This window comes from Flavobacterium sp. LC2016-12 (assembly GCF_015351595.1).
GTDB lineage: Bacteria > Bacteroidota > Bacteroidia > Flavobacteriales > Flavobacteriaceae > Flavobacterium.
In genome coordinates this window covers 666,338-689,699 of sequence record NZ_JADKPT010000001.1, presented here as the reverse complement: position 1 = coordinate 689,699, position 23,362 = coordinate 666,338, and the positions used below count along the sequence as shown (strand labels likewise).

At 36.1% G+C, this 23,362-nt stretch carries 18 protein-coding genes; 7 read left to right on the top strand and 11 right to left on the bottom strand.

Translation table 11 applies throughout. The features are described from left to right. Nucleotides 1-146: 146 nt before the first annotated feature. The gene (locus IRZ99_RS02915) at nucleotides 147-1,748 is read right to left on the bottom strand and encodes a Na+/H+ antiporter (RefSeq protein WP_194655837.1); all 1,602 of its coding nucleotides are present in this window, start codon (nucleotides 1,746-1,748) and stop codon (nucleotides 147-149) included. Between the two features lie 193 nt (nucleotides 1,749-1,941). Here IRZ99_RS02915 and IRZ99_RS02910 point away from each other — a divergent pair, with 193 nt between their 5' ends. Continuing rightward, nucleotides 1,942-4,290, top strand: coding sequence for a mechanosensitive ion channel family protein (locus IRZ99_RS02910; protein WP_194655836.1), 2,349 nt, complete (start codon nucleotides 1,942-1,944; stop codon nucleotides 4,288-4,290). Between the two features lie 67 nt (nucleotides 4,291-4,357). On the opposite strand, the gene IRZ99_RS02905 is transcribed toward IRZ99_RS02910, so the two are convergent. The 4 genes from IRZ99_RS02905 to IRZ99_RS02890 all read right to left on the bottom strand — a co-directional run bounded on the left by IRZ99_RS02905 (nucleotide 4,358) and on the right by IRZ99_RS02890 (nucleotide 10,936). Continuing rightward, the gene (locus IRZ99_RS02905) at nucleotides 4,358-4,837 is read right to left on the bottom strand and encodes a hypothetical protein (RefSeq protein ID WP_194655835.1); all 480 of its coding nucleotides are present in this window, start codon (nucleotides 4,835-4,837) and stop codon (nucleotides 4,358-4,360) included. 328 nt (nucleotides 4,838-5,165) lie between these two features. Continuing rightward, nucleotides 5,166-6,572: an efflux transporter outer membrane subunit gene (locus IRZ99_RS02900; protein WP_194655834.1), complete on the bottom strand. Its 1,407-nt coding sequence runs from the start codon at nucleotides 6,570-6,572 to the stop codon at nucleotides 5,166-5,168. A gap of 19 nt (nucleotides 6,573-6,591) precedes the next feature. Further along, complete coding sequence (locus IRZ99_RS02895) at nucleotides 6,592-9,762, bottom strand: efflux RND transporter permease subunit (protein ID WP_194655833.1); 3,171 nt, start codon at nucleotides 9,760-9,762, stop codon at nucleotides 6,592-6,594. A 7-nt stretch (nucleotides 9,763-9,769) separates the two neighbouring features. Continuing rightward, nucleotides 9,770-10,936, bottom strand: coding sequence for an efflux RND transporter periplasmic adaptor subunit (locus IRZ99_RS02890; protein WP_194655832.1), 1,167 nt, complete (start codon nucleotides 10,934-10,936; stop codon nucleotides 9,770-9,772). A 267-nt stretch (nucleotides 10,937-11,203) separates the two neighbouring features. Between IRZ99_RS02890 and IRZ99_RS02885 the strand changes: the two genes are divergently transcribed. Genes IRZ99_RS02885 through IRZ99_RS02875 form a run of 3 tightly spaced genes read left to right on the top strand, consistent with a single transcriptional unit; the run spans nucleotide 11,204 to nucleotide 13,288 of the window. Beyond that, complete coding sequence (locus IRZ99_RS02885) at nucleotides 11,204-12,247, top strand: sensor histidine kinase (RefSeq protein ID WP_072970997.1); 1,044 nt, start codon at nucleotides 11,204-11,206, stop codon at nucleotides 12,245-12,247. Further along, the gene (locus tag IRZ99_RS02880; RefSeq protein WP_194655831.1) at nucleotides 12,247-12,978 is read left to right on the top strand and encodes a LytTR family DNA-binding domain-containing protein; all 732 of its coding nucleotides are present in this window, start codon (nucleotides 12,247-12,249) and stop codon (nucleotides 12,976-12,978) included. The genes IRZ99_RS02885 and IRZ99_RS02880 overlap by 1 nt, the downstream gene beginning before the upstream one ends. A gap of 16 nt (nucleotides 12,979-12,994) precedes the next feature. Further along, nucleotides 12,995-13,288, top strand: coding sequence for a DUF3861 domain-containing protein (locus IRZ99_RS02875; RefSeq protein ID WP_194655830.1), 294 nt, complete (start codon nucleotides 12,995-12,997; stop codon nucleotides 13,286-13,288). Between the two features lie 106 nt (nucleotides 13,289-13,394). Here IRZ99_RS02875 and IRZ99_RS02870 read toward each other — a convergent pair whose 3' ends face one another. Together IRZ99_RS02870 and IRZ99_RS02865 are read right to left on the bottom strand one after the other, a co-directional pair. Further along, complete coding sequence (locus IRZ99_RS02870; RefSeq protein WP_194655829.1) at nucleotides 13,395-14,006, bottom strand: thioredoxin family protein; 612 nt, start codon at nucleotides 14,004-14,006, stop codon at nucleotides 13,395-13,397. A 3-nt stretch (nucleotides 14,007-14,009) separates the two neighbouring features. After that, complete coding sequence (locus tag IRZ99_RS02865; RefSeq protein ID WP_194655828.1) at nucleotides 14,010-14,492, bottom strand: TlpA disulfide reductase family protein; 483 nt, start codon at nucleotides 14,490-14,492, stop codon at nucleotides 14,010-14,012. Between the two features lie 209 nt (nucleotides 14,493-14,701). On the opposite strand from IRZ99_RS02865, the gene IRZ99_RS02860 reads away from it, so the two are divergent. The 3 genes from IRZ99_RS02860 (at nucleotide 14,702) to IRZ99_RS02850 (ending at nucleotide 17,072) form a co-directional block, all read left to right on the top strand. Next, nucleotides 14,702-15,538 (top strand): sulfite exporter TauE/SafE family protein, encoded by an 837-nt coding sequence (locus IRZ99_RS02860; protein WP_194655827.1) that lies wholly within the window; start codon nucleotides 14,702-14,704, stop codon nucleotides 15,536-15,538. 4 nt (nucleotides 15,539-15,542) lie between these two features. After that, nucleotides 15,543-15,932, top strand: a complete 390-nt coding sequence (locus tag IRZ99_RS02855) for a DUF1634 domain-containing protein (protein ID WP_194655826.1) — start codon at nucleotides 15,543-15,545, stop codon at nucleotides 15,930-15,932. A gap of 120 nt (nucleotides 15,933-16,052) precedes the next feature. Further along, nucleotides 16,053-17,072, top strand: a complete 1,020-nt coding sequence (locus IRZ99_RS02850; protein WP_194655825.1) for an LLM class flavin-dependent oxidoreductase — start codon at nucleotides 16,053-16,055, stop codon at nucleotides 17,070-17,072. Nucleotides 17,073-17,232: 160 nt separating this feature from the next. Here the strand turns inward: IRZ99_RS02850 and IRZ99_RS02845 are convergent, their stop codons facing one another. The 4 genes from IRZ99_RS02845 to IRZ99_RS02830 all read right to left on the bottom strand — a co-directional run bounded on the left by IRZ99_RS02845 (nucleotide 17,233) and on the right by IRZ99_RS02830 (nucleotide 23,327). Next, nucleotides 17,233-19,644: a TonB-dependent receptor gene (locus tag IRZ99_RS02845; RefSeq protein ID WP_228518995.1), complete on the bottom strand. Its 2,412-nt coding sequence runs from the start codon at nucleotides 19,642-19,644 to the stop codon at nucleotides 17,233-17,235. 280 nt (nucleotides 19,645-19,924) lie between these two features. Beyond that, the gene (locus IRZ99_RS02840) at nucleotides 19,925-20,902 is read right to left on the bottom strand and encodes a glycoside hydrolase family 43 protein (protein WP_194655823.1); all 978 of its coding nucleotides are present in this window, start codon (nucleotides 20,900-20,902) and stop codon (nucleotides 19,925-19,927) included. A 199-nt stretch (nucleotides 20,903-21,101) separates the two neighbouring features. Further along, complete coding sequence (locus IRZ99_RS02835) at nucleotides 21,102-22,277, bottom strand: aldose epimerase family protein (protein WP_194655822.1); 1,176 nt, start codon at nucleotides 22,275-22,277, stop codon at nucleotides 21,102-21,104. Nucleotides 22,278-22,298: 21 nt separating this feature from the next. Further along, a complete protein-coding gene (locus tag IRZ99_RS02830; RefSeq protein ID WP_194655821.1) occupies nucleotides 22,299-23,327 on the bottom strand; it encodes a family 43 glycosylhydrolase in 1,029 nt (342 codons plus the stop codon). Nucleotides 23,328-23,362: the final 35 nt, after the last annotated feature.

The window sequence follows — 23,362 nt, the reverse complement described above, 5'->3', positions numbered from 1 at the left end:
TCCAACATTCCAACATTCCAACATTCCAACATTCCAACATTCCAACATTCCAATTATCCAACTTCCAATTATCTAATTGTCTAATTATCTAATTGCCTAATTGCCTAATTATCTAATTGCCTAATTATCTAATTATCTAATTAACCTCACTCCTCATACATTTCCATCCACAAACGGGTCTCCTCAAGATCCAGTTCTTTTTCTATTTTTCGAAAAATTTCTTCATTCACTGACCCTTGTTTGTGCATCACTTCCAGTTTTGCCCGCTCAATATTTAGCAGATCAATTTGAAGTTTAGTAAACTCATTAAAAATCTGTCCTCCCATTACTTTACCATTGCCAAAAAAATTAGCCGGTAGTTCAGTTTTCTGCAAACGATTAAACTTCACTTCATATTTACTTTTAATGTTATGAAGTAAATCGTCATTAAGCAATGAAAAGTTATCTTCAATATGGGCAATTGTCTCAGAAACTATAACATTCCTGATCTCGTATTCTTCGGCTATAATTGAATAAGGGTGAATTTTTAATTTTTTGATCAGCCACGGAAGTGTTAATCCCTGAATGACCAATGTCGAAAGAATGACACAAAAAACCAGATAAATAATAAGATTACGCAAAGGGAACGCCTCTTTTTCATTCATCATTAAGGGCAATGCCAAAGCGGCTGCCATCGAAACTACGCCTCGCATTCCCGACCACCCAAAAATGATCATGTTTCGATAATCAAATTCTTCTTTCTGTTTATTTTTACTGCTTAAGTACTTCTGCAACAATGTTGACGGAATTACCCATAGAAAACGTACTACAATAACAACTGCACTAATACTCGCTCCCCATAGCAACAAAGAACTGCCAGAATAATTACTGATTCCGATGATAATATGACGAAGCTGTAAACCAATCAATATAAAGATAAGACCATTTAAAATATTAGTCAAAATACTCCAGATGGTTACGGCCATAATACGGCTTTCATGTGTAAAAATACTTCCGGATCGTGCCGAAAGATAAAGCCCGGTTGTTACCACGGCAAGTACACCGGAACATTCAAAATGTTCTGTAATTAAATAAGAAGCAAAAGGCGTTAAGAGCGTTAATGTCGCTTCTATTATATCATCGCAAACAAATTTTTTATGAACAATGCTCATTACAAAACCTACCACTAAACCAATGGCAATACCAAGTGTTGACATGATAAAGAAATTCAAACCAGCCTCCCAAAGCACAAAATTTCCAGCCAGAATTGCTGCCAATGCATATTTATAAGCTACTAATCCACTGGCGTCATTAAGCAGACTTTCGCCTTCGAGTATCGCAATCAGACGAGGATGAAGACCCAGACCTTTTGTTATTGAAGTAGCCGAAACCGCATCTGGAGGTGAAATAATAGCGCCTAGTAAAAAAGCCAAAGGCCAGGACATATCTTCAATAAGCCAATGTGCTGCGAGAGCAACTGCTATCGTGGTAAATAAAACTAAACCAACAGCTGCCATCGTTATTGGCCGAATCGTTTTTTTGAATTCAAACCAACTCGTATACCAGGCGGCATGATATAAAAGCGGAGGTAGAAAAATAATAAAAACGACTTCAGGGTTCAGGGCAATAACCGGAAGCCCGGGAACAATACTAATGACAACCCCGCAAAGTACCAAAACAATTGGAATTGGAAAATTGTATCTCTTACTGATCAGGCTAAGAAAAGCAACGCCAAATAGTAACATAATGATTACTGTAATATTTTCCATTTACTGCTGTTTATAGATTTTTTGATTATACTCAAAATAGAGAACTAATATAATATTTTATTATAAAAAACATTAAATAATCCAACACAGAATTGAAAACACTTTTACTTGTTTTGTACCAGAATATTTCGATATTTTCTGCTAAAGTGTTTTAAAAACAATTAAATTTGGAAACCCTAAATTCATTGCAATTATGTTACAAAAAAGAAATTTTCTTTGTTTATTAGCCTTACTTCTTGCGTTATTTTACGCACCACTCTCCTATTCACAAACCACTGCTCCCAAAAAGGAAACCCGTTCAAAATTATTTGAAGAAGCCACCACAGACAGTGAGTATCTTATGGCTATTGAAAAGGCCAATGAAATGATGGAATCAGCTTATAATGATGCTGATTTTGATAGTGCTTCTCATCATTTGTTTGGAGAAATTAAAAGAACACAAGGCAAACTTGACCTTATTCTTGAAAGCCTGAAAGGTGCCAATCCAAATGTGCGTAACCAGCAAATGTATCAAACCGTGTTGGAAGAAATTCAGCAACAGCTGGAAGAACAGAATAAGGCTATCAATTTACGCAATGAAAATCTGGAGAAGATTAAAGGCCGATTTATCGAGCTGCGTAAAGACAAAAATCTAATGGCGCTTTTAAAAGATACTATCCGCCGCAAGCAGTTCAAAAAAGAATTTGCCAACCTAAGAAAAAAATATCTTAGTACAGATAGCCTGATGACGAAAAATCAGGGAATCTTAAACAAGAAAAAAAGAATAACTGTACAACGAAAAATAGCCGTTTCGAACGCATTGCTGGTTGTTGAAGGTAAGCTTGAAAAGTCTGGAATTAGTATGCTGCATAAAGAATATCCTTTTTTATGGAGTATTAACGATTCGGTTCCTAAAAAAACTGTGGCACAAAACATAGGAGCCAAAATAGTAATTGAGGAAAAGGTTGCTGCTTACTACTTGAGTTACCGTACAGGCGGACTCATTACACTGCTCTTTTTTATGGGACTTCTGGCCTGGTATGTTTCACGTAATTTAAAATACCTTAAAACAAATGGACATTCAGAAAACCTTTCATTATTTAATTTCAAATATTTAAACAGAGGGTTTCTTATTCCGGTTGCTGTAATCGGACTTAATATTGCCGTTGTCAGTAATTTATTTGCACCGGCTTTGTTTATAGAATTACTTCAAATGCTTTTGCTCGGAATTTTGACAATTCTTTTCAAGAATCAATGGTCAAAAGTAGCGATGAAAAATTGGCTATTTCTTCTAGGTTTGTTCTTCACGCTTTGTTTCCTGGATCTTTTTATTGAAGTTGGATTCCTGCAACGCTGCGCATTCATTGTCATAAATGTTTTAGGAATACGCTATGGCCTGGTACAAATCAAAACGCTCAAAGAGCAATTGTACATACAGGGATTTTTCAAATGGGCGAGTATAATTTTTATCGGGTTTAATGGTCTGTCGATACTTTACAATCTTTTCGGAAGAGTTTCACTTTCGAATATGCTTAGCCTCACTGCTTTTATTTCGCTTACGCAGATAGTAGCACTTAGTGTGCTATTGAAAATAATCTTAGAAATCATTCTTCTACAGATATATACGACCAGGGTAAAACGTGGAATTGAAAAGATTTTTGATCACGAAAGTTTATCCAATACACTCAAAAAGCCTTTCGTTTTGGTAATTGGCTATATGTGGGTGGTGGTAATTGCCTCGAATTTAAATATTTGGCAATCCCTTCGAACTTCTTTAGGAGAGTTACTAAGCCGTCCAAACAATATTGGAAGCATAACTTTTACGTTAGGAAACATTGTTTTGTTTTTTATCATCATTTGGATTGCCCATTTACTTCAAAAATATGTTGCCTATTTCTTTGGCGAAATTGATGATGAAAACGAAGAAAATGTCAACAAAAGGCAACATTCTAAATTACTCATTACGAGACTAATTGTTTTGATTGGCGGGTATCTTTTGGCCGTTGCCGCTTCCGGAATGCCTTTGGATAAACTGAGTATTCTTTTAGGAGCTTTAGGTGTCGGTGTTGGACTTGGACTTCAGAATGTGGTTAATAATTTCGTTTCGGGTATTATCTTAATTTTTGATAAACCGATTCAGATTGGGGATGTTATTGAAATCAGTTCTGAATCCGGCCGAGTGAAATCGATGGGATTGCGTACCACTAAAATCAATGCGCCAAACGGTGCCGAAATCATTATCCCGAATGGAAATTTATTGTCTCAAAACATCACCAACTGGACGTATACAGACAATTTTAAATTAGTTGAAGTTTCAATAGACATTAGTGGCGACACTACTCCAGACGATATCAATGCAACGATCATAGAGGCGCTGGAAAGTTTGTCTTTGGTAAATACAACCAAAACACCGCAAATTTTCTATAATGCTATTTCTGATGGAAAATATAAAGTTCTGGTAAAATTCTGGTGCAGTATTTATCGTACTGAAGAAACCGTAAGCTCTGCCCGTCAGGTTCTTTTTAGTAGTTTTAAAGCTAAAGGATTGACTTTTTCGAGTTAAAAACTGATAATCCAAATTATAAAAAACGCCTCAACAATTGAGGCGTTTTTCATTACTACTATTTTAATTAATGGTGATCATCGTGAGAATGTTTCTTATCATTATTAGAATTCCCTTTTGAATTTTTAGGGTTTTCATGTTTCTCTTTGTGATCTGATTTGTTTTTCTCCGGTTTATTGCCTCTGCTTTTTTGCGGTTTTCCATGATATCCTTTTGGATAACTTTCTCTGTGTTTCTTGTGATACGAATAAGGAGTATTTCCTTTATAATCGTTTAAGACCACTTTATAGCCTTTATACAAATCATAATTTCTGTACTGTGAAGGAAGTCTTTTATCACGGGTCCATCTACCGTTATTATCATAAATATACTGCCTTTGGGCAACATCATAATAAATATCAATATCAGGTAAATAATAATATCTGCTGTCGTCATTTCCTTCCGGTCCCCAGCTTGGAGGAGTTCCAATATTTACATTAATTGAAACTTGTGCCTGAGCAAAAGATATACTCATAAATAGCACTAAGGCGAATACTAATTTTTTCATCGTTTTTGTTTTAAAATTTAATTTCATTTAATAGTAATCGAAAGTAATGCCAATAATTTCGTTTATCGCATCCATTATACAGAACCACCAAACCAATCGACGGAGAGCACTTTTTAACCGATGTAGAGGTATAAAAAAACGCCTCAAAATTGAGGCGCTCTTCATTAGTCATGTTTTTAATAATAGAGATCGTTGTGTGGAACTTCAGATCTTTTTCTTTGACTTTTATTATTACTTTCCAAAAATAATAACAACTTCAACTTCAGCATAATTCTTTATACCGATCAGCCAATTTTATCGACCAATACTGCTTTTCGGTATAAAGAACTTATTTCCAGCCTCCGCCTAAAGCGCGGTACAAATCAACCACCGCTTGTAATTTTTGCAAATTATCGTTAACGCCACTCAATTGTGCCGCTAAAAGATTTTGCTGTGATGTCAATACATCTGTATAGTTTGTAGCCGAACTGTATTCTAAAAGCTGTTGTGTATAATCAACTGCTTTTTCTAAGGCTTCAATTTGTTTTTCTCTTGAATCTTCTTTGTCAGCCGCCATTTGATAAGCGTACAAAGCATTCGAAACTTCCTGTCCGGCAACCAAAAGACTTTGTTGGAAATTATTATAAGCCTGTACTTGTTGTGACTGCGCTGTTGTCAGTCTCATTTTATTAATTCCCTGATTAAATAAAGGCTGTGTCAATCCGCCAATTAACGAATAGAAGACTGAATTGGTAAAAAAGTCTGTCAATTGCAGATTCGAAAATCCGCCACTCGCTGTTAATGTCAAACTTGGGTAAAAATAAGTTTTGGCCATATTTGTCATTTCAAAAGCCGTTCTCAAATTAAATTCCGCCTGACGAACATCAGGGCGATTTTCTAATAATTGAGAAGGCAAACCAGTCGCCAGATTCTCAGGTATATTTTGAGTTCCTAAAACACCTCTGTCAATTGGCCCCGGAGCTTCTCCTAATAAAATATGAATTGCATTTTCTACTTCACGAATATTGCGTTTTAAGTCTGGAATCAATACTTCTGCTGCGTGTTGGTTGGCTTCACTTTGTACAACCGCTGCGCCGGTAACTATCGCACCTTCTTTTAGATCTTTTATGGTTTGCACATTTTTGATTCGGCTTTCTAAGGTTTCCTCTGTGATTTCCAATTGTTTATCATAAGCCAATAATAAAAAATAATTGTTGGCAATATCAGCTATCAGTTGGGTTTGAACCGCTTGTCTTGCAGCATCAGTACTTAAATAAGTGGCCAAAGCTGCTCTTTTAGAACTGCTCAATTTTCCCCAGATATCCGCTTCCCAAGATGTACTCAAACCTAATTTATAAGTTGTAGTCAACGTGTTGATGTTTATTCCAGCAGGGAAATTTAATCCCGCTTGTGACTGTTTATTACGAGTTACATTAGCATCTACATTCAGCGTTGGATAATAAGCTAATTTACTTTGAACTAAAGAAGCATTAGCCTGTACAATATTTTCAATCGCATTTTTCAGATTTAAATTCTGATCTAATCCTTTTTGAATTAGCGCATTCAGTTTTTCATCTTTAAAAACAGTTTGCCAGGGCATATTCGCAATCGTAGTCGAATCGGCGGAAGCCTGATCACGATACAATTTATCTGTCGAAATAGTTTCCGGACGTTCGTACTTTTTGGTAATCGAGCACGCACTTAAAAGTGCGGCTGTCAATACCAGTACAATATATTTATTTGAACTATGAGTCATTTCTTTTGAATTAAATTATTTACTCTTTATGAGCTTCGATCAATTGCACTTCTTCATCATCATCATCGTCATCATCATAACCGTCTTTAGCAGGACCACTTACTTTTTCCTGTAAAGTCTGGAAAATGATAAACAATACCGGAATAACAAATACTCCCAAAATGGTTCCAATTAACATACCTCCAACCGCTCCGGTTCCGATCGATTTATTTCCGACAGCTCCCGCTCCGGTAGCAAACATTAAAGGAACAAGTCCAAGAATAAAAGCGAAAGAAGTCATCAAAATTGGTCGTAAACGAGCTACGGCTCCTTCAATTGCTGCCTGAACGATTGGCAATCCTTTTCGTCTTCGGTCTAATGCAAATTCGACAATCAAAATACCATTCTTCGCCAGCAATCCAATCAACATGATTAAGGAAATCTGCAAATAAATATTACTGTTTAATTTGAAAATAATCGAGAATAAATAAGCTCCTGCCAATCCAAACGGAATGGAGAACAACACCGCAAATGGCAATATATAACTCTCGTATTGTGCACTTAATAAAAAGTAAACAAACACCAGACAAAGAATAAAAATGAAAATAGTTTCACTTCCTGAAGCTAATTCTTCACGTGTTAAACCTGAGAATTCATAACCATAACCTGCTGGTAAATTTTCAGCAGCCACTTCCTGAATTGCCTTAATAGCATCTCCTGAACTAAAGCCCGGGTTTGGTGCTCCTGTAATCGAAATAGAAGTAAATAAGTTAAATCTTGAAATCGATTCCGGTCCAAAAACTCTGGTCATTTTTACAAACTCTGTAATCGGAGCCATTGTTCCCGCATTGTTACGAACAAAAATTTTATTTAATCCTTCTGTATTGGTACGGAATTCCGGAGAAGCCTGTATCATAACACGATATTGTTTTCCGAATTTATTGAAATTCGAAGCATACAATCCACCATAATAACCTTGCATCGTCGACAAAATCGAGTTTACGGCAACTCCTGCATCTTTGGCTTTAGCCAAATTAATTTCCATCATATATTGTGGAAAACCAGGATTAAATGGTGTTGTCGCATATTGTATTTCCGGACGTTTGGATAGTTTTTCTAAAAAGTCAGTATTCACTTTATAGAATTCCGCCGTAGTATGACCTCCTTTGTCCTGCAACTGAAATTCGAATCCACCACTTTGTCCAAATCCCTGAATCGTTGGTGGTGAAATAAAGAAGATATTAGCTTCGCGAATTCCGCTTGTTTTGGCAAAAAGCTGACCAATTACATCATTAACGCTTAACTCACGTTCATCCCAAGGTACTAATTTTACAATAACCATACTGTAAGCACTACCGGCTCCGGCTGTAAAGTTTTGCCCCACAATACGAAGCGTGTTTTTAACTCCCGGAATCGTTTTGGCAATACTGTCAACTCGTTTCGCTATTACATCAGAACGCTCCATAGAAGCCGATGGCGGTAAACTAATATTGGCAAAAACAGTTCCCTGATCTTCCGAAGGAACGAAAGCAGATGGAGTAGTTTTCATCATATAAAATAATGCGGCACTGGCAATAAGAATAGAGGCCAATACAATCCATTTTTTAACAGAAAGGAAACTAACCGAACGTTTGTATCTGTTTGTTACATTATCAAATGCAACGTTAAACGAGGTATAAAATCTTTGAATAAAACTTTTATGTTTATGATCGTCAGCATGTGGTTTTAAAAGCAAAGCACACAATGCCGGACTCAATGTCAATGCATTAATAGCAGAAAGGATAATCGCAACCGCTAATGTAATACCAAATTGTTTGTAGAAAACCCCTGTAGATCCGTTAATGAACGTTACCGGAATAAATACCGCGGCCATTACAAGCGTAATCGAAATGATCGCTCCGGAAATTTCATCCATCGCATCAATCGTTGCTTTTTTAGACGATTTATATCCGTGATCCAATTTGGCGTGCACGGCCTCGACGACGACAATCGCATCATCGACCACAATACCAATCGCAAGTACCATCGCAAAAAGTGTCAATAAGTTAATCGTAAATCCGAATAAACTCAGGAAGAAAAACGTTCCTACAATAGCAACCGGAACCGCAATCGCCGGAATTAATGTCGATCTAAAATCCTGTAGGAAGATAAATACAACGATAAAAACCAATATAAAAGCTTCAATTAAAGTGTGAATTACCTTTTCGATAGAAGCATCTAAATTTTCATTAACGTCAACAAGTATGGTATATTTTACTCCTTTCGGGAAGTTTTTAGCCGCTTCTTCAATCAGTTTTTTAGAATTGTTGATTACGTCACGAGCATTTGATCCCGGAGTCTGGCTAATGGCCATCGCCGCAGATTCTACACCGTTTGTTTTAATCGTTGAAGAATAACTTAGCGATCCTAATTCTACTTTGGCAACATCTTTTAATCGTAACATTTGTCCGTTACCAACAGATTTGATGATGATTTCACCAAATTCCTTTTGGCTGGTTAAACGTCCTTTGTATTTAATTACATATTGAAAAGCCTGATCGCCATTTTCACCAAATTTACCTGGAGCAGCTTCGATATTCTGTTCTGCCAAAGCAGCCGAAATATCACTCGGAATCAATTTATATTGTTGCATGATATCCGGTCTTAACCAGATTCTCATAGAATAATCTTTTGCACCAAAAACCGTTACATCTCCTACTCCAACGACACGCTGAATTTGAGGAACAAGGTTAATCTTAGCATAGTTTTGAAGGAAAGTCTGATCGTATGCTTTATCGTCGCTATACAAAGAGAATATCAACAAGTTACTACTCTGACTCTTTGTTACTGTTACCCCTGCCTGAGTTACCTCTACCGGTAATAAACTCGTAGCTCTCGAAACCCTGTTTTGCACGTTTACCGCTGCTAAATCAGGATTTGTCCCAACTTTAAAGAAAATTTTGATAGACGCATTTCCGTCGTTTGTTGCTGAAGAGGTCATGTAAGTCATGTTCTCTACACCATTAATTTGTTCTTCCAACGGAATTACGATACTTTTTAATACCACATCCGCATTCGCACCCGTATAACTGGCTGAAACGTTTACGGTTGGCGGAGCGATATCAGGGTATTGAGAAATAGGCAGCTCAACAAGGCCTAAAACACCCAGAATTACGATGATGACCGATATTACTGTAGAAAGTACTGGTCTTTGTATGAATATTTTAAACATTTTTATTTTATTTTAAGTCGGCGTATACCGTTTCTGGATTCTGATTTTGAGGTTTAATTTGGCTTCCGTCTTTTAAAGAAGCAACTCCTTCTAATACAATTTCATCTCCTGTTTTTAAACCACTTGTAACCACATAATAATTACCTGCTGTATTTTCTAAAACTGTAATATTGACGTTTTTAGTTTTTCCATCTTTTCCAACTGTAACCGCAAAAATCTTATCCTGAAGTTCGAAGGTTGCACTTTGCGGAATTATTATTTTTTCTACAACTTCATTTGGAATTCTAACTGTAGTACTACTTCCGCTTCTGATGATGCTTTTTGGATTTCCGAAACGCGCTCTAAAAGTAACCGAACCTGTTTCCGTATTGATTAATCCATTTACGGTTTCAACTCTTCCTTTCTCCGGATACGTTGTACCGTCTGAAAGAAGTAACGAAACCTCAGGCATATTTTTTATTTTTTGAGCCAGCGTAGTTCCTGGAGATGCTGTACTTTGAGTAAAATCCAAAAGCTTTTTTTCATTTAAAGCAAAATACGCGTAAACATTACCAATGCTTGAAACTGTCGTTAAAGGATCAGCTGTGTTTGAACTTACCAAACTTCCTAAACGAAACGGAATAGAACCAACCACTCCATTAACCGGACTTGTTACGGTTGTATACCCTAAATTGGTTTTAGCATTTACCAAAGCGGCATTTGCCTGTGCTAAAGTAGCCATAGCCGATTCGTAATTGTATTGTGCCGATTCTAAATCGTATTTACTGATAATTCCTTTTTCAACCAAAGGTTTTACTTTATTAACAGCCAGTCTCGCAGCACTTACAGAAGCCTGCGCGCTTTTAATACTTGCCGAAGCCGTTCTAACTTCCTGCTCGTATTCGGGAGCACTTATTTTGAATAAAGGCTGTCCTGTTTTTACAACAGCACCTTCATCAACAAAAATTTTGTCGATGTACCCTTCAACCCTAGGGCGGATTTCTATATTTTGTTGTCCTTGGATAGTTGCCGGGAAATCAGCATATAATGTCGCTGTTTTAGGCTCTAAAGTTAACGTTTTATATTCCTTAATTTCTGGCGCACCGCCAGCCTGAGCTGATTTATCATTTTTATTTCCGCAAGAAGCGATGATAACTGAAGCAGCAAGAATGCTTAAAAAAGATTGCTTATTCATTTTGATGAAATATGAGATTGTCTATTTACTAAGATACAAAAGAACTAAAACTATTCACACAAAATTTTCCCAATAGACGAAGCGCCAGATACAATCGATAAATATAGAGTGAGAACCGATAAAAGTTGTTTGAGTAAAAAACCGTAATTTTGATAAAGGCTCGTCGGCTGTAAAATGGTTTTTATGGATTGTGATTCCATTTTGAGCGATTGGTTTTCTGTTATATTGCAATAAAAAGTAATATTGTCCTTAAAATCAGAAAGTATAATGACATTTAATTTTTTTAAACCTTATATGTTCCCCGTAATACATATCCTGACCTGGATATTGTTAGGATACATTCAGCTGTTTTACATACCGCTTACCTGGAATATTAATCTTCCTGGCATTTTTTGGTTTTGGCAATCTCTTGTCTTATTTCTCCTGATCGTTATTTTCTATTATAATGCCTTGATTATAGTTCCAAAAACAATCATAAAAGATAACGTAACACCGTTTTTACTGTGGGCGCTCTGGATCGTTTTTGCCCTGCAGCTTGTCTCTTATTTATATAATTACAATACCGATCTGCGTGATCAACTGGCAGCTCTTTTAGGCTTTAAAAAATATAGAAATGATTATTTTGATAATTATGTTTTCAGTTTAACCTTATTGGTTTTAGGAATCAGTACCAGTTTTGCCATGTTGCAGCATTGGCAAAAAGCTGCACAGCACAAACAAAAATTAGAACAGGATAAAACCATGGCCGAACTGGCAATGCTGAAAGCCCAGATTAATCCACACTTTTTTTTCAATTCGCTTAACAGTATTTATTCGCTTACCTACACAGACATTGAAGATTCCAGAAATGCTCTGCACACTTTAAGCCGAATGATGCGCTACTTGCTTTACAGTACAGAAGAAAGAACCACATTACTAAAAGAAGCCGATTTTATGAAGGATTTTATTGCCCTGATGAAACTTCGTGCCAATAGCAAACTAACGATTACCACAAACATTCCTGAAAAAATACACGACTATCCAATTGTTCCCATGTTGTTGTTACCTTTGGTAGAAAATGCTTTTAAACATGGTGTTCACGCCACAGATAAAAGCGAAATACATATTTCACTTGTGCAAAATGGAAGTGATCTTACTTTTGAAGTAGAAAACACTTATTTCGAGAAATCTTCTACAACAAATGAAGGCGGTATCGGGCTAACCAATACAAAACGAAGACTTCATTTAATTTATCCAAACAAACATTCCCTGAAAGCTGGAATTGCCGAAAACGGAATGTATAACGTAAAACTGCAAATAACTTTAGACTAATGACAACATTAAAATGTATAGCAGTTGATGATGAGCCTCTGGCGTTAAAATTGGTCGAAACTTTTATCGAGCAGACGCCTTTTCTGGAATTAATTTCCAGTTGTGACAATGCCGTTGAAGCCATGGGTGTAATCAGGGAAAAACAGCCTGATTTAGTCTTCTTAGATATTAATATGCCCAATTTAACCGGAATGGAATTGGCACGCCTTTTACAGGAACAGCCGGGATCATTGCCAAAAATTGTTTTTACGACGGCTTACAATCATTATGCTATCGAAGGTTATAGAGTGAATGCTGTTGATTATCTTTTAAAACCTTTCAGCTATGAAGAGTTTTTACGTGCTGCAAACAAGGTATTGCAGTTAGCACAAGAAACTTCAAATGAAAATCCGCAAGCCAATGCTGAAGATGATTTTATCTTTTTGAAAGTAGAATATCAATGGGTGAAAGTGAATTTAAAAGACATTTTATATATCGAAAGTTTAAAAGATTATGTCAAAGTGCATCTTGAAAATTCAGATAAAGCTTTGATGTCGCTAATTTCATTAAAAGCGTTGGAAGAAAAACTACCCTCTTCAAAATTCATGCGAATGAACCGTTCTTTTATCGTTTCCCTTGAAAAAATAAGCGCGATCAGTAAGAATTCAATCTTCATTAATAAAACAGAAATTACCGTCGGCGAACAATACAAAGAGACTTTTAAAGTAATCGTTGACAAATGGATAAAATAATTTAGCTTCTAATAAAATGGAAAAAAGATCAAACAAATATTACTTAACATTAAGTTTAAAAGAATATGCAAATGGCGAAACACAGCCTGCAAAAGAACTCGGAATAGAATTTAGCAATCACGATGAAATATTTGATATCATCGAAAGAATAAAGGCTAAAAACTTATTCGACAATGAATCTGAAGCAATACAATTTGCATTGGGATTGAAATTGTTTGGGGAGATGAAATTGAAGCATCGTAAAAATCCTTTATTTGACGAATTAAACGAGGTTTTTCCTGTGTTTATGAAGAAATTAAAGAGTTTGTAACGTACTATTGTCATTCCAGGAATGACAAACAATACGTAAGAAATGCTATGAAATATAAAACGCTTCAGAAATCTGAAGCGTTTTTTGTATATAAATGAAAGACAAATTAAGTCTTTGCTTTTCTTTTAACCGTACAGCCAATTTCTTTTGTCTGAGTAATCGCTGGTTTTTGATTGCTTCTTAATGATGCAATCACATCCTCTACATATTTCGTTTTTTGTGGATTGTTTCCTTCCGGATCATTGTCGATTGCTCCAACATATTCCACTACATTTCCTTTAGCCGTTTTTGATACTATAAAAAGATGCGGCGTACGTTTTGCTCCGTATTGATCCGTTACCTTTTGGCCTGCATCAAATAAATAAGGGAAAGGATATTTTTTGCTTTTAGCCAGTTCCTGCATTTTTTCGAAAGTATCTGCTTTAGAAGCTTCCGGATCATTAGGATTGATGGCAATCACCGGATAACCTTGCGGTCTGAACTTATTATCCAGATCAATTATTCTTTGCTCATAACCTATCGCGTACGGACATTTATTGCAGGTAAAAACTACAATATATCCTTTTGCTTTTGGAAAACTGGCAAACGAAACTTCTTTGCCATCAACATTTTTCAATTTAAAGTCCGGTGCAGTATCTCCAGCTTTAAGGGTTGCATTTTGTGCCTGCGTAAGAAAGGCAGAAAATGCCAGCATAACTAAAAGGATTATCTTTTTCATGATTTATAGTTTTTTATATTCAGTTATTAATTGCTCATAGGTAAATTCGTTTTCCATAAACTTTCGCTTATCGCCTTTGATAAAAAGAGTTGCCGGAATACTTCCAGACCATGAAGAATCTATACGATCAATATATTCCTGCGGACTGCTTTCATTCAATAGAAAAACTTCATTTTTTAAATTCTTTCTTTTAACAAACGGTACAACAGCTGAAGTCAACTTTGATTTAAAATCAACGCTCACCAACAATACTTTCACCTTATCCGATTTATAATCGGCCTGAAGTTTTTCAAAATGAGGCAATTCCTTAATGCACGGTGCACACCAGGTAGCCCAAAAGTTGACCACATAAGTACTGTCTTTGCCATTTTTTACTCTTTCGTTAAGCTGGTCGATATTGAGCAGCTTAACATTTTGGCTATATGCCGAAGATGAAATAGCCACAAATAAAAAGGCGGAAATACTAAATGTCTGAATTTTTAACATACAATAGAATTATTTGTTTCTGAATTATCCATACAAATGTAGCCGATAATTTTTTTTGTTGCTGTTAATGAAAGTTTAATACCCTTTTATTCTCCCTAAATTATTAAAAAAAAATAAAACGTTTTCGCTTTTTTAAGGACTTTTTAAGCACCTAAAAATTCTCTCACCAAATTTCTATTCGTAAATTAGCAAAAACAAAATTGATCCGCATGACAGTACTTACGTTTACCCTGATTATGATTCTTGGCGCTTTTTTAGCAGGTTTTATTGGTTCATTATCAGGATTGGGGGGTGGTATCATTATTATTCCGCTTTTAACTGTCATTTTGGGAGTTGATATTCATTATGCTATTGGTGCCGCTTTGGTTTCTGTAATTGCAACTTCATCTGGTTCTGCAGCAGCTTACGTTCGGGAAGGAATTACCAATATGCGTTTGGGAATTTTTCTTGAAATCGCCACCACAATAGGTGCTGTTTGCGGGGCTCTCCTTTCCACTATTGCTCCTACTTCTTTCATCGCCGTTTTATTTGGGATGACTTTAATATTTTCAGCTATTAATTCCCTTCGAAAAAAAGAAGAACATATTGTTTTAGAATCAAGTCCGTTAGCAAAAAAACTAAGATTACAAGGTACTTATCCGTCACATGATGGCGAAGTTATTAGTTATGGAACCAAAAATGTAATTGGCGGTTTCAGTATGATGGGAATTGCCGGAATGATGTCGGGATTACTCGGAATTGGTTCCGGGGCTTTTAAGGTAATTGCGATGGATAACATTATGCGAATCCCATTTAAGGTTTCGACTACAACCAGTAATTTCATGATGGGTGTTACAGCGATGGCGAGTTCTGTCATTTATATTCAGAAAGGTTATATCGAACCCGGAATTTGTATGCCGGTAGTTATTGGTGTTTTATTCGGTGCTATGGCCGGAGCTAAAGTTTTAGTAAAAACAAACCCTAAAAAACTCAGAATATTTTTTGCCTGCCTGATTTTTGTTTTGGCAGTAAATATGATTTATAACGGACTAAGTGGAAAAATCTAACAGTATGCAGCAAGAAAAATTTGGAGAAAAAGATTTTCAAAACATCGTAGGTAATTTATTGCGTTACGGCGTTTGGACTTCCTTATCAGTCGCCTTTATTGGCGGAATTGTTTATTTGATGGGACATTCTACAGATATCGAAAATTACTCGGTATTTCATGAAAATGACAGAAACATCTTTGAAGTAATTGGAGATATTTACAATGGAGTTATTCAGGGAAAAGGAGAATCGCTGATCTTCTTCGGAATCATTTTACTTTTTCTGACGCCTGTATTTCGTGTTTTGCTTTCTTTATTTTCTTTCCTTCTGGAGAAAGATTATCTTTATGTTGTTATTACGCTGATTGTAATTCTGATTATTTTGATCAGTGTTTCATTTGGGTTCTCTCATTAATTAGGATGTAGGCTATAAGCTTTAAGCTATAGGCTTTCCAAAAAGCTTAAAGCATATTGCCTGATGCCTAAAGCAAAAAAACTTTGTGACTTCGTGCCTTCGTGGCAAAAACCTAAAATTATGGAAATAGGAATAGACAGTTTTGCTTCGGCAATGTATGGCAGCAACAATTTAAGTAGTGTTGATGCAATGGAACAATTACTTCAAAGAATCGAACTGGCAGATCAGGTTGGTCTTGACGTTTTTGGAATTGGAGAACACCATAAAAAAGAGTTTTTAGATTCGGCTACCGTTGTAATCTTAAGTGCTGCCGCCGCGAGAACAAAAAATATCCGACTGGCTAGTGCTGTTTCAGTGCTTAGTGCTGCCGATCCTGTAAGAGTATACCAAAGTTTTGCTACTTTGGATTTGATTTCAAAAGGTCGCGCCGAAATTGTAGTGGGCCGCGGCTCTTCTATTGAAGCTTATCCCCTTTTCGGATTTAATCTAAATGACTACGATGCGCTTTTTAAAGAAAAGTTAGAATTATTTCTACAAATTCGGGACAATGAATTTGTAACCTGGTCAGGAAAATTTCGCCCTGCCATAAATAATCTACCAATTTATCCGAGAACATTGCAGGAAAAATTACCTGTTTGGCTGGGTGTTGGAGGAACTCCTGAATCTTTTGTAAGAGCTGGATCATTAGGTTTGCCATTAATGGTGGCTATCATTGGAGGACAGACACACCGTTTTCGCCCTTTAATCGATTTATACCGTGAAGCAGGAAAAGCATCAGGTTATAAACCCGAAGAGTTAAAAGTTGGAATACATTCACCAGGTTTTGTTGGAACAACTACTGAAAAAGCCATAGACGAATACTACCCTGGTTATGCCGAACTTTGGACAAAATTAGGATTAGAGCGTGGATGGCCGCCGGTTACCAAAGCCAAATTTGACGGACTTATTGATGACGATGGTGTTTTAATTGTGGGAAGTCCGGAACGTGTAGTTGAAAAACTATTAAGACACAGCGAATCCCTTGGCGGCGTAGACCGATTTACTTTCCAAATGGATAATGCGGGATTAACACACAAACAATTAATGAATGCGATAGAACTCATCGGTACAAAAGTGATTCCACTAATTAAAAAAGGTTAATTTTTTTGGCACAGATTGCACTGATTAAAAGGATTTTAGAAACTAAAAACAAGACTCTAAACCCTTTGAACCTTTGTCACTCTGCCCCTTTGAACCTATTAAATAAAAAAATATCCGCCAATTGGCGGATATTTTTTTATTTAATCTTTTTTTCTAAAAATTAGAATTTATAAGTTACCCCAACTCTAAAGTTTCTTGGTGCTTCCGTCTGCCAGTAATAAGCAGAAAGCCACTCATAATAAGAACCACTGTAAAGGTATTTATCCAAAATATTGAAAACATTCGCTGTAACTTTTACTTTTCCTGTTTCGTAAGATAAACCTCCGTCTAATTTAAAGTAAGATGGTAATTTTTGAAGTCCTTCACTCCATGTATCTGTTTGACGTCCGTCTTGGAAAGTTCCTCCAAGAGACACTCCAAATCCTTTAATTTTACCACTTTGAACCGTGTAATTTAACCATGCATTTGCTACATGTTTTGCATAACCCGGTACAATATCTCCAACCATAATTCCTGTTGCTGCAGAAACTGCCGGATCCACTTTATTTACGATAGACTCTGTAAAAGCATAATTCGCAATTAAATTAAGTCCGTCGAATAATTTTCCTCTTAAATCAAACTCAATTCCCTGTGCTCTTTTCTCTCCTAAAACTACACTGTATTGTTCACCTGGTGTATTAGCAGGATCTGAAGTAAGTTCGTTTTTCTTTAAGATACTATATGCCGCTAAAGTAGTGCTCCATGAACCGTCGAACCAGTCTTTTTTGATACCAATTTCAACATTGTTACCTGTTAATGGTTTTACACTTTCTCCGCTTTTAATAATTCCTGATTGAGGTGTAAAAGCCTGGTCGTATAATCCGTAAACTGCCAAACTTTCAGTTACAGAATAACTAATTCCAACACGTGGCGTAATATGGTTGTCTGCTATTGGAGCTCCACCCCAGCTTGCCTGACTAATCCATGTATATCTTGCTGCAAGTGTTAATCTTAATTTATTTTGGAAGAAACCAAGTTCATCCTGAATATATCCTGCAGCATATTCTGAACTCATCAAGCCTCCGGCATTTTTAGCTCTGATTGAAAGTGGCGTTGTATGATCAAAAGCAGGGAAACCATTAGACGGTGGACCATAATTTGGGCTGTTAACATTGAATGGGCTATCAACAGTATCAAGATCGTGTGATTGTCCCCAATCTGCTGCATAATCCTTGCTTCCTAAATCGACACCACCCAAAATTTTGTGGCTAACCGCTCCAGTATTGAATTTTCCGTTTACAAAAACTTGTCCTAAATACATATTACTTTCTGCATCCCAGATACCTACATTTCTTATAATTTCACCAGCTGCAAGCGTTCCTTCCGGCACACCATCAAAATCTCTATCTACAGGACCTGGACCAACAACACCTGGCCAAGAACTATATCCTTGTTGAATGTATTTAAAATAAGAAGTTTGAGCAGTTAATTTCCAATTGTCATCAAACTTATGCTCGAACATTAAATAGCCACTATGATCTTGTATGTTCGTATCTGGCAAACCTGGTTGTGTCATTGTAAATCCGACAGGTAATGTTCCGTATCCACCTGATTCAGGTCCAAATACATAATAAGAACCTACCTCAGTCATATTTGCATACTGAAAATTATATTCAGCTGTAATTTTTGTTTTATCATCAAATTGATATGAAATTACCGGTGCGATTACATAACGGTTATTATGCTCATAATCACGGTGAGAACCTTTATTTTGTGCTGCTCCATTGAATCTGTATAGTAATTTTCCTTTTTTATCCAATTTACCGTCAAGATCAATACTAACCCTGTAAAAGTCATAACTTCCACCAAGTACAGAAACTTCCCCTTTTGTAATTCCGGTTGGTTTTTTCGTCACCACATTATAAAGTCCGCTTGGATCTCCGCTTGAAAGCATGAATCCTGCCGGTCCTTTTACAAATTCAATATGGTCTACAAAACTCATGTCTTCCGTTAAGGGTCCCCAGAAAGAAGAAACTACATTAAATCCGTTACGGAAAGCCTGAATTTGAGAACCACGCATTGTAATATTAGTATACAAATCACCCCAGTGCTCTAAACGTACAGCACCACTCACATTACGAATAACACCATCACTCATACTCGTAATTTGTTGGTCTTTTAAAGTCTGACCACTAATAATTTGTATGTTTTGAGGAATCTCTAAAACGGGAGTTTGAAGACGCAATGACAAAGAAGGTTTGTCTTGCTTGTATTTATTTTTTGTAATAACAACTTCATCGAGATCTTCCTGGCTTTCAGAAAGTGAGAAGCTTTTATTTGTAGTTTGTTTCGATTTCACTACAATATTGTCTTCAACTGGCTGAATTCCGACAGCACGAATGCTAATTACGTAACTGCCTGGTTTTACATTCTTAATTTCATATTGTCCGTTCGAATTGGTAACGGCAGTATATTTAGTTCCTTTAAGAGCAACTGCAATATTTTCTGCAGGGACGTTTCCACTTAAGGAAACTTTTCCAGTCACTTTCCCCAGCTCCTGACTAACCATATTTAATGAGGTTAATAGCAACATATAGAAGAAAACTTTTTTAATGGTTTTTATATTCATTGTAATAAGTTGTTAAATTTCGTTGGCAAAAGTAATTCCTAATATCTTGTTTTCCAAATTATTTTTACTTATTCTAAATAAGAACAAGTCTTTTTTTATCACCTAGTGTTACAAACAACTGAAAAACAACGACAAAGGCCTGTTTCTTTCGAAACAGGCCTTTGTTAAATATTTAATATTCTAAATAATCATAATAGTGCAACCCTGATAATTTAAGTTAAATTAACATAACCGAATTTTACATTTAGTTTTTCAAAAAAATAAAACTACCAGAATCAGCTTTTAAAGTTTTTCCATCAAAATCAATAGAAATTATCCCAGTTTTTCTTGGCGCAACAGTACTTTCATTAAAATGGGTATGCAAAACATAATGCATTTTATTGTTTTTACCCCAAAAAACATCACCATGGCCGATGCCATTCTGTTTTACATTTTTTCTACTGATTATTGGACTGTCAACCGACTTTTCCCAAGGACCAAGTGGACTTTTACTTGTGGCATAACCAACAGCATAATCAGGATTTCTGAAATCATTTGCAGAATAAATCAAATAGTACAAACCATCGTGTTTTAAAACCGTTGGTCCTTCTGTAACGGGCCAGTCTGTATTTTGAGTGTTTTCCCAAGGTAAGGTTCCTGAGATACATTCGGTTAAAGTTCCTGGTTTAATGCTTTGAAGATCATCATTTATTTCGGCTACAAAAATTCGGTTTCCTTTTGTCAATCTTACGTGATACAAATATTTCTTTCCATCTTCATCAATAAAAATAAACGGATCAATTTGATTTCCTGTTTCAATAATTGGCTTTTGAGATTCATTTTTAAATGGCCCCAACGGACTATTACTGCTTGCAATCGCAATATTTTCATTAGCCGTATAAATCATGTAAAACTTATTGTTATACTTTAAAATCTGTGGTGCCCAAAAACCTTTGTCACCAAAAGCATCGCCCTTCTTTAAAGCCAATCCATTTTGAGAGCCTGCCGGCCCTTTCCATTTTTGTAAATCGGATGATTTATAAACCATAAATCCTTGTCCGTTTAATGGCGTTTCTCCTCCGGTAGTTCCGTATAAATAATAGGTTCCGTTATCATAAAATATAGTCGGATCTGCTAAAAGAATATTCTTTTGCTCAGGCTCTGTTGTTTTTGGAGGATTATTTTCCTGAGAACAACACACGAAAATGCATAGCGAACTTACTAGGGTTAATATTTTTTTCATTTTTATATTTTTTAGATGTGTTAATGAGACTTTTAAGAACCTTTGTCAAAGTTTTGAACTTTGACAAAGGTCTGCGCATTTAATCTTTGTCGAATTTCTTTTCGATCCTTTGTTCAGGATGACAATCGCACCGCGCATCTCACATTTTTCTAATTATCTAATTATCTCATTTTCTAATTATCTCATTTTCTAATTAAAATTATTTCACAGAAAACTGATACAACGAAACCGTATGGTATTTTTGTCCCGGTTTCAAAACAATTGGCGCAAATTTTGGCTGATTTGGAGCATCTGGAAAATGTTGGGTCTCTAAGGCAAAAGCCGTTCTAAAATCATCTTTGGCTCCCGACTTAAAAGTGTTTTTAGACTGCATGAAATTTCCGCTGTAAAACTGTAAACCCGGTTCTTCGGTATAAATATCCAACGTAATCCCTGATTTATCTCCAGAAATTGTTGCCGCATGATTCAGTCCGTTTTTCTTAGTTCCGTTTAAAACATAATTATGATCATAGCCTTTTCCAAATTTCAACTGTTCATCCTTCGTTTCAATTCTTTCGCCAATAGTATGTTTTGAAGTAAAATCGAAAGCCGTATTTTTAACCGATTTTAATTCGCCTGACGGGATTAATCCCTCATAGACAGGCGTAAATTCATTCGCGTAAATCTGAAGTTCGTGATTCAAAATGGAACCGCTTCCTTCTCCATTCAAATTAAAAAAGGCATGATTGGTTAAATTCACCAAAGTAGTTTTATCAGTCGTAGCTTCATACTCCATTTTGATGGTTTGATCTGCTTCAAGCGTGTACGTTACTTTTACTGTTAAATTCCCAGGAAAACCTTGTTCTCCATCTTGAGAAACATAACTAAAAACTAAAGTGTTTTCATTCGTTTTATTGACATCCCAAACCACATCCTGAAAACCTTTTACACCGCCGTGCAATGCATTTTTTCCGTTATTTAAAGGTATCTGATATTGTTTTCCTTCTAAAGTAAATTGTCCTTTAGCAATGCGGTTTCCAACACGGCCGATGGTTGCTCCAAAGTAAGGTTCCGTTGAAGTTTTAAAGCCTTTTGCGCTGCTCATTCCCACTACAACATCGGTTTGTTTACCATTTTTATCAGCAACCCAAAGTCCAATTAACCTTCCTCCATAATTGGTAAAAGCAGCTTTTATTCCTTTATTTTCGATCCAATATAAATTGACTTTTTTACCATCAATTATAGTATCAAAATTTTTAGTTTCTAAAACGGCTTTAAGCGAATCTGTTTTTATTTCAGAAGTTGTTTCAGAAGATGGAACATCCTTTTTATTGTCTTTACAATTAAATTGAAAAAGAGCCAGCAAAACGACTGCTGCTATTTGAATATTTTTCATTTTGATGATTTTAAAATGTTTTTATTTTGATGGAATAGCCAATTGCGTTTCCTCACTTACTGGTTCTCCCAAAACCGGAAATCCGTTTGCATCCCAGCTGATTTTTTGCATTCTTGGTGATCTCTTGTTACCACATCCTTCGCCCGGATTTGAATTGGCGTGATACAAAATCCAGTCTTCTTTTCCGTCCGGAGATTTAAAAAAAGAATTATGCCCCGGTGCGTAGACTTTGTTTTTATCCGATTGCTTGAAAATTGGCTCATCGGCTTTTTTCCAGGCAGTTGTGTCTAATAAATTGTCACCGCCATTGAAGCTTAATAATCCTAAAGCATAAAAATCTGTCCAACAACCACTGGCCGAAAACACTATGAAAATTTTATCGCCATTTTGCAAAAACTGGGGGCCTTCATTAACATTTACCTGAGGCGGATTAACAGGATCATTCAGTGCTCCGTGCGTTTCCCACCCATGTGTTGGGGAGGAAATTAAAACACGATCCCCTTCAATTTCAAGCGGATTTTTCATTTTGGCGATGTAAATATTCTGCTGCCCGTTTGTGTCGCCTTCCCAGCCTGCCCAAATCATATACAGCTGTTTTTTGTACTCAAATACATTTCCATCAATGGCCCATTTATCCGTTTTTGCAGCAATTTTTCCTTTAAATTCCCATTTTCCTTTAAACGGATCTGATGCTTTATTTTCCAAAACATACATACGATGATTATTGTTATCGCCATTATCTGCGGCGAAATAAGCGTACCACTTTCCGTTAATTATATGAAATTCAGGAGCCCATATTTCTGCCGAATAATCCGTTCCTTTTGGAGCTTCCCAAATTGTTTTACTTTCGGCATTCTTTAAATCAGACAAATCTTTGGTCTTCCATAAAACCAATCTGTTTCCCAGTGTATTGGTATAGTAATAATAGCCTTTGTAGTATGTACTGTAAGGGTCTGCCCCCGAAGGCAAAAGCGGATTCGAGAATGTTTTTTGCTGTGAATATCCAGCAGAAACAACCATTAGCAAAAAGAGAATTAAGTGCTTTTTCATTTTTATTTTTTTATTTTTTGGCCTGTTTTAAACAC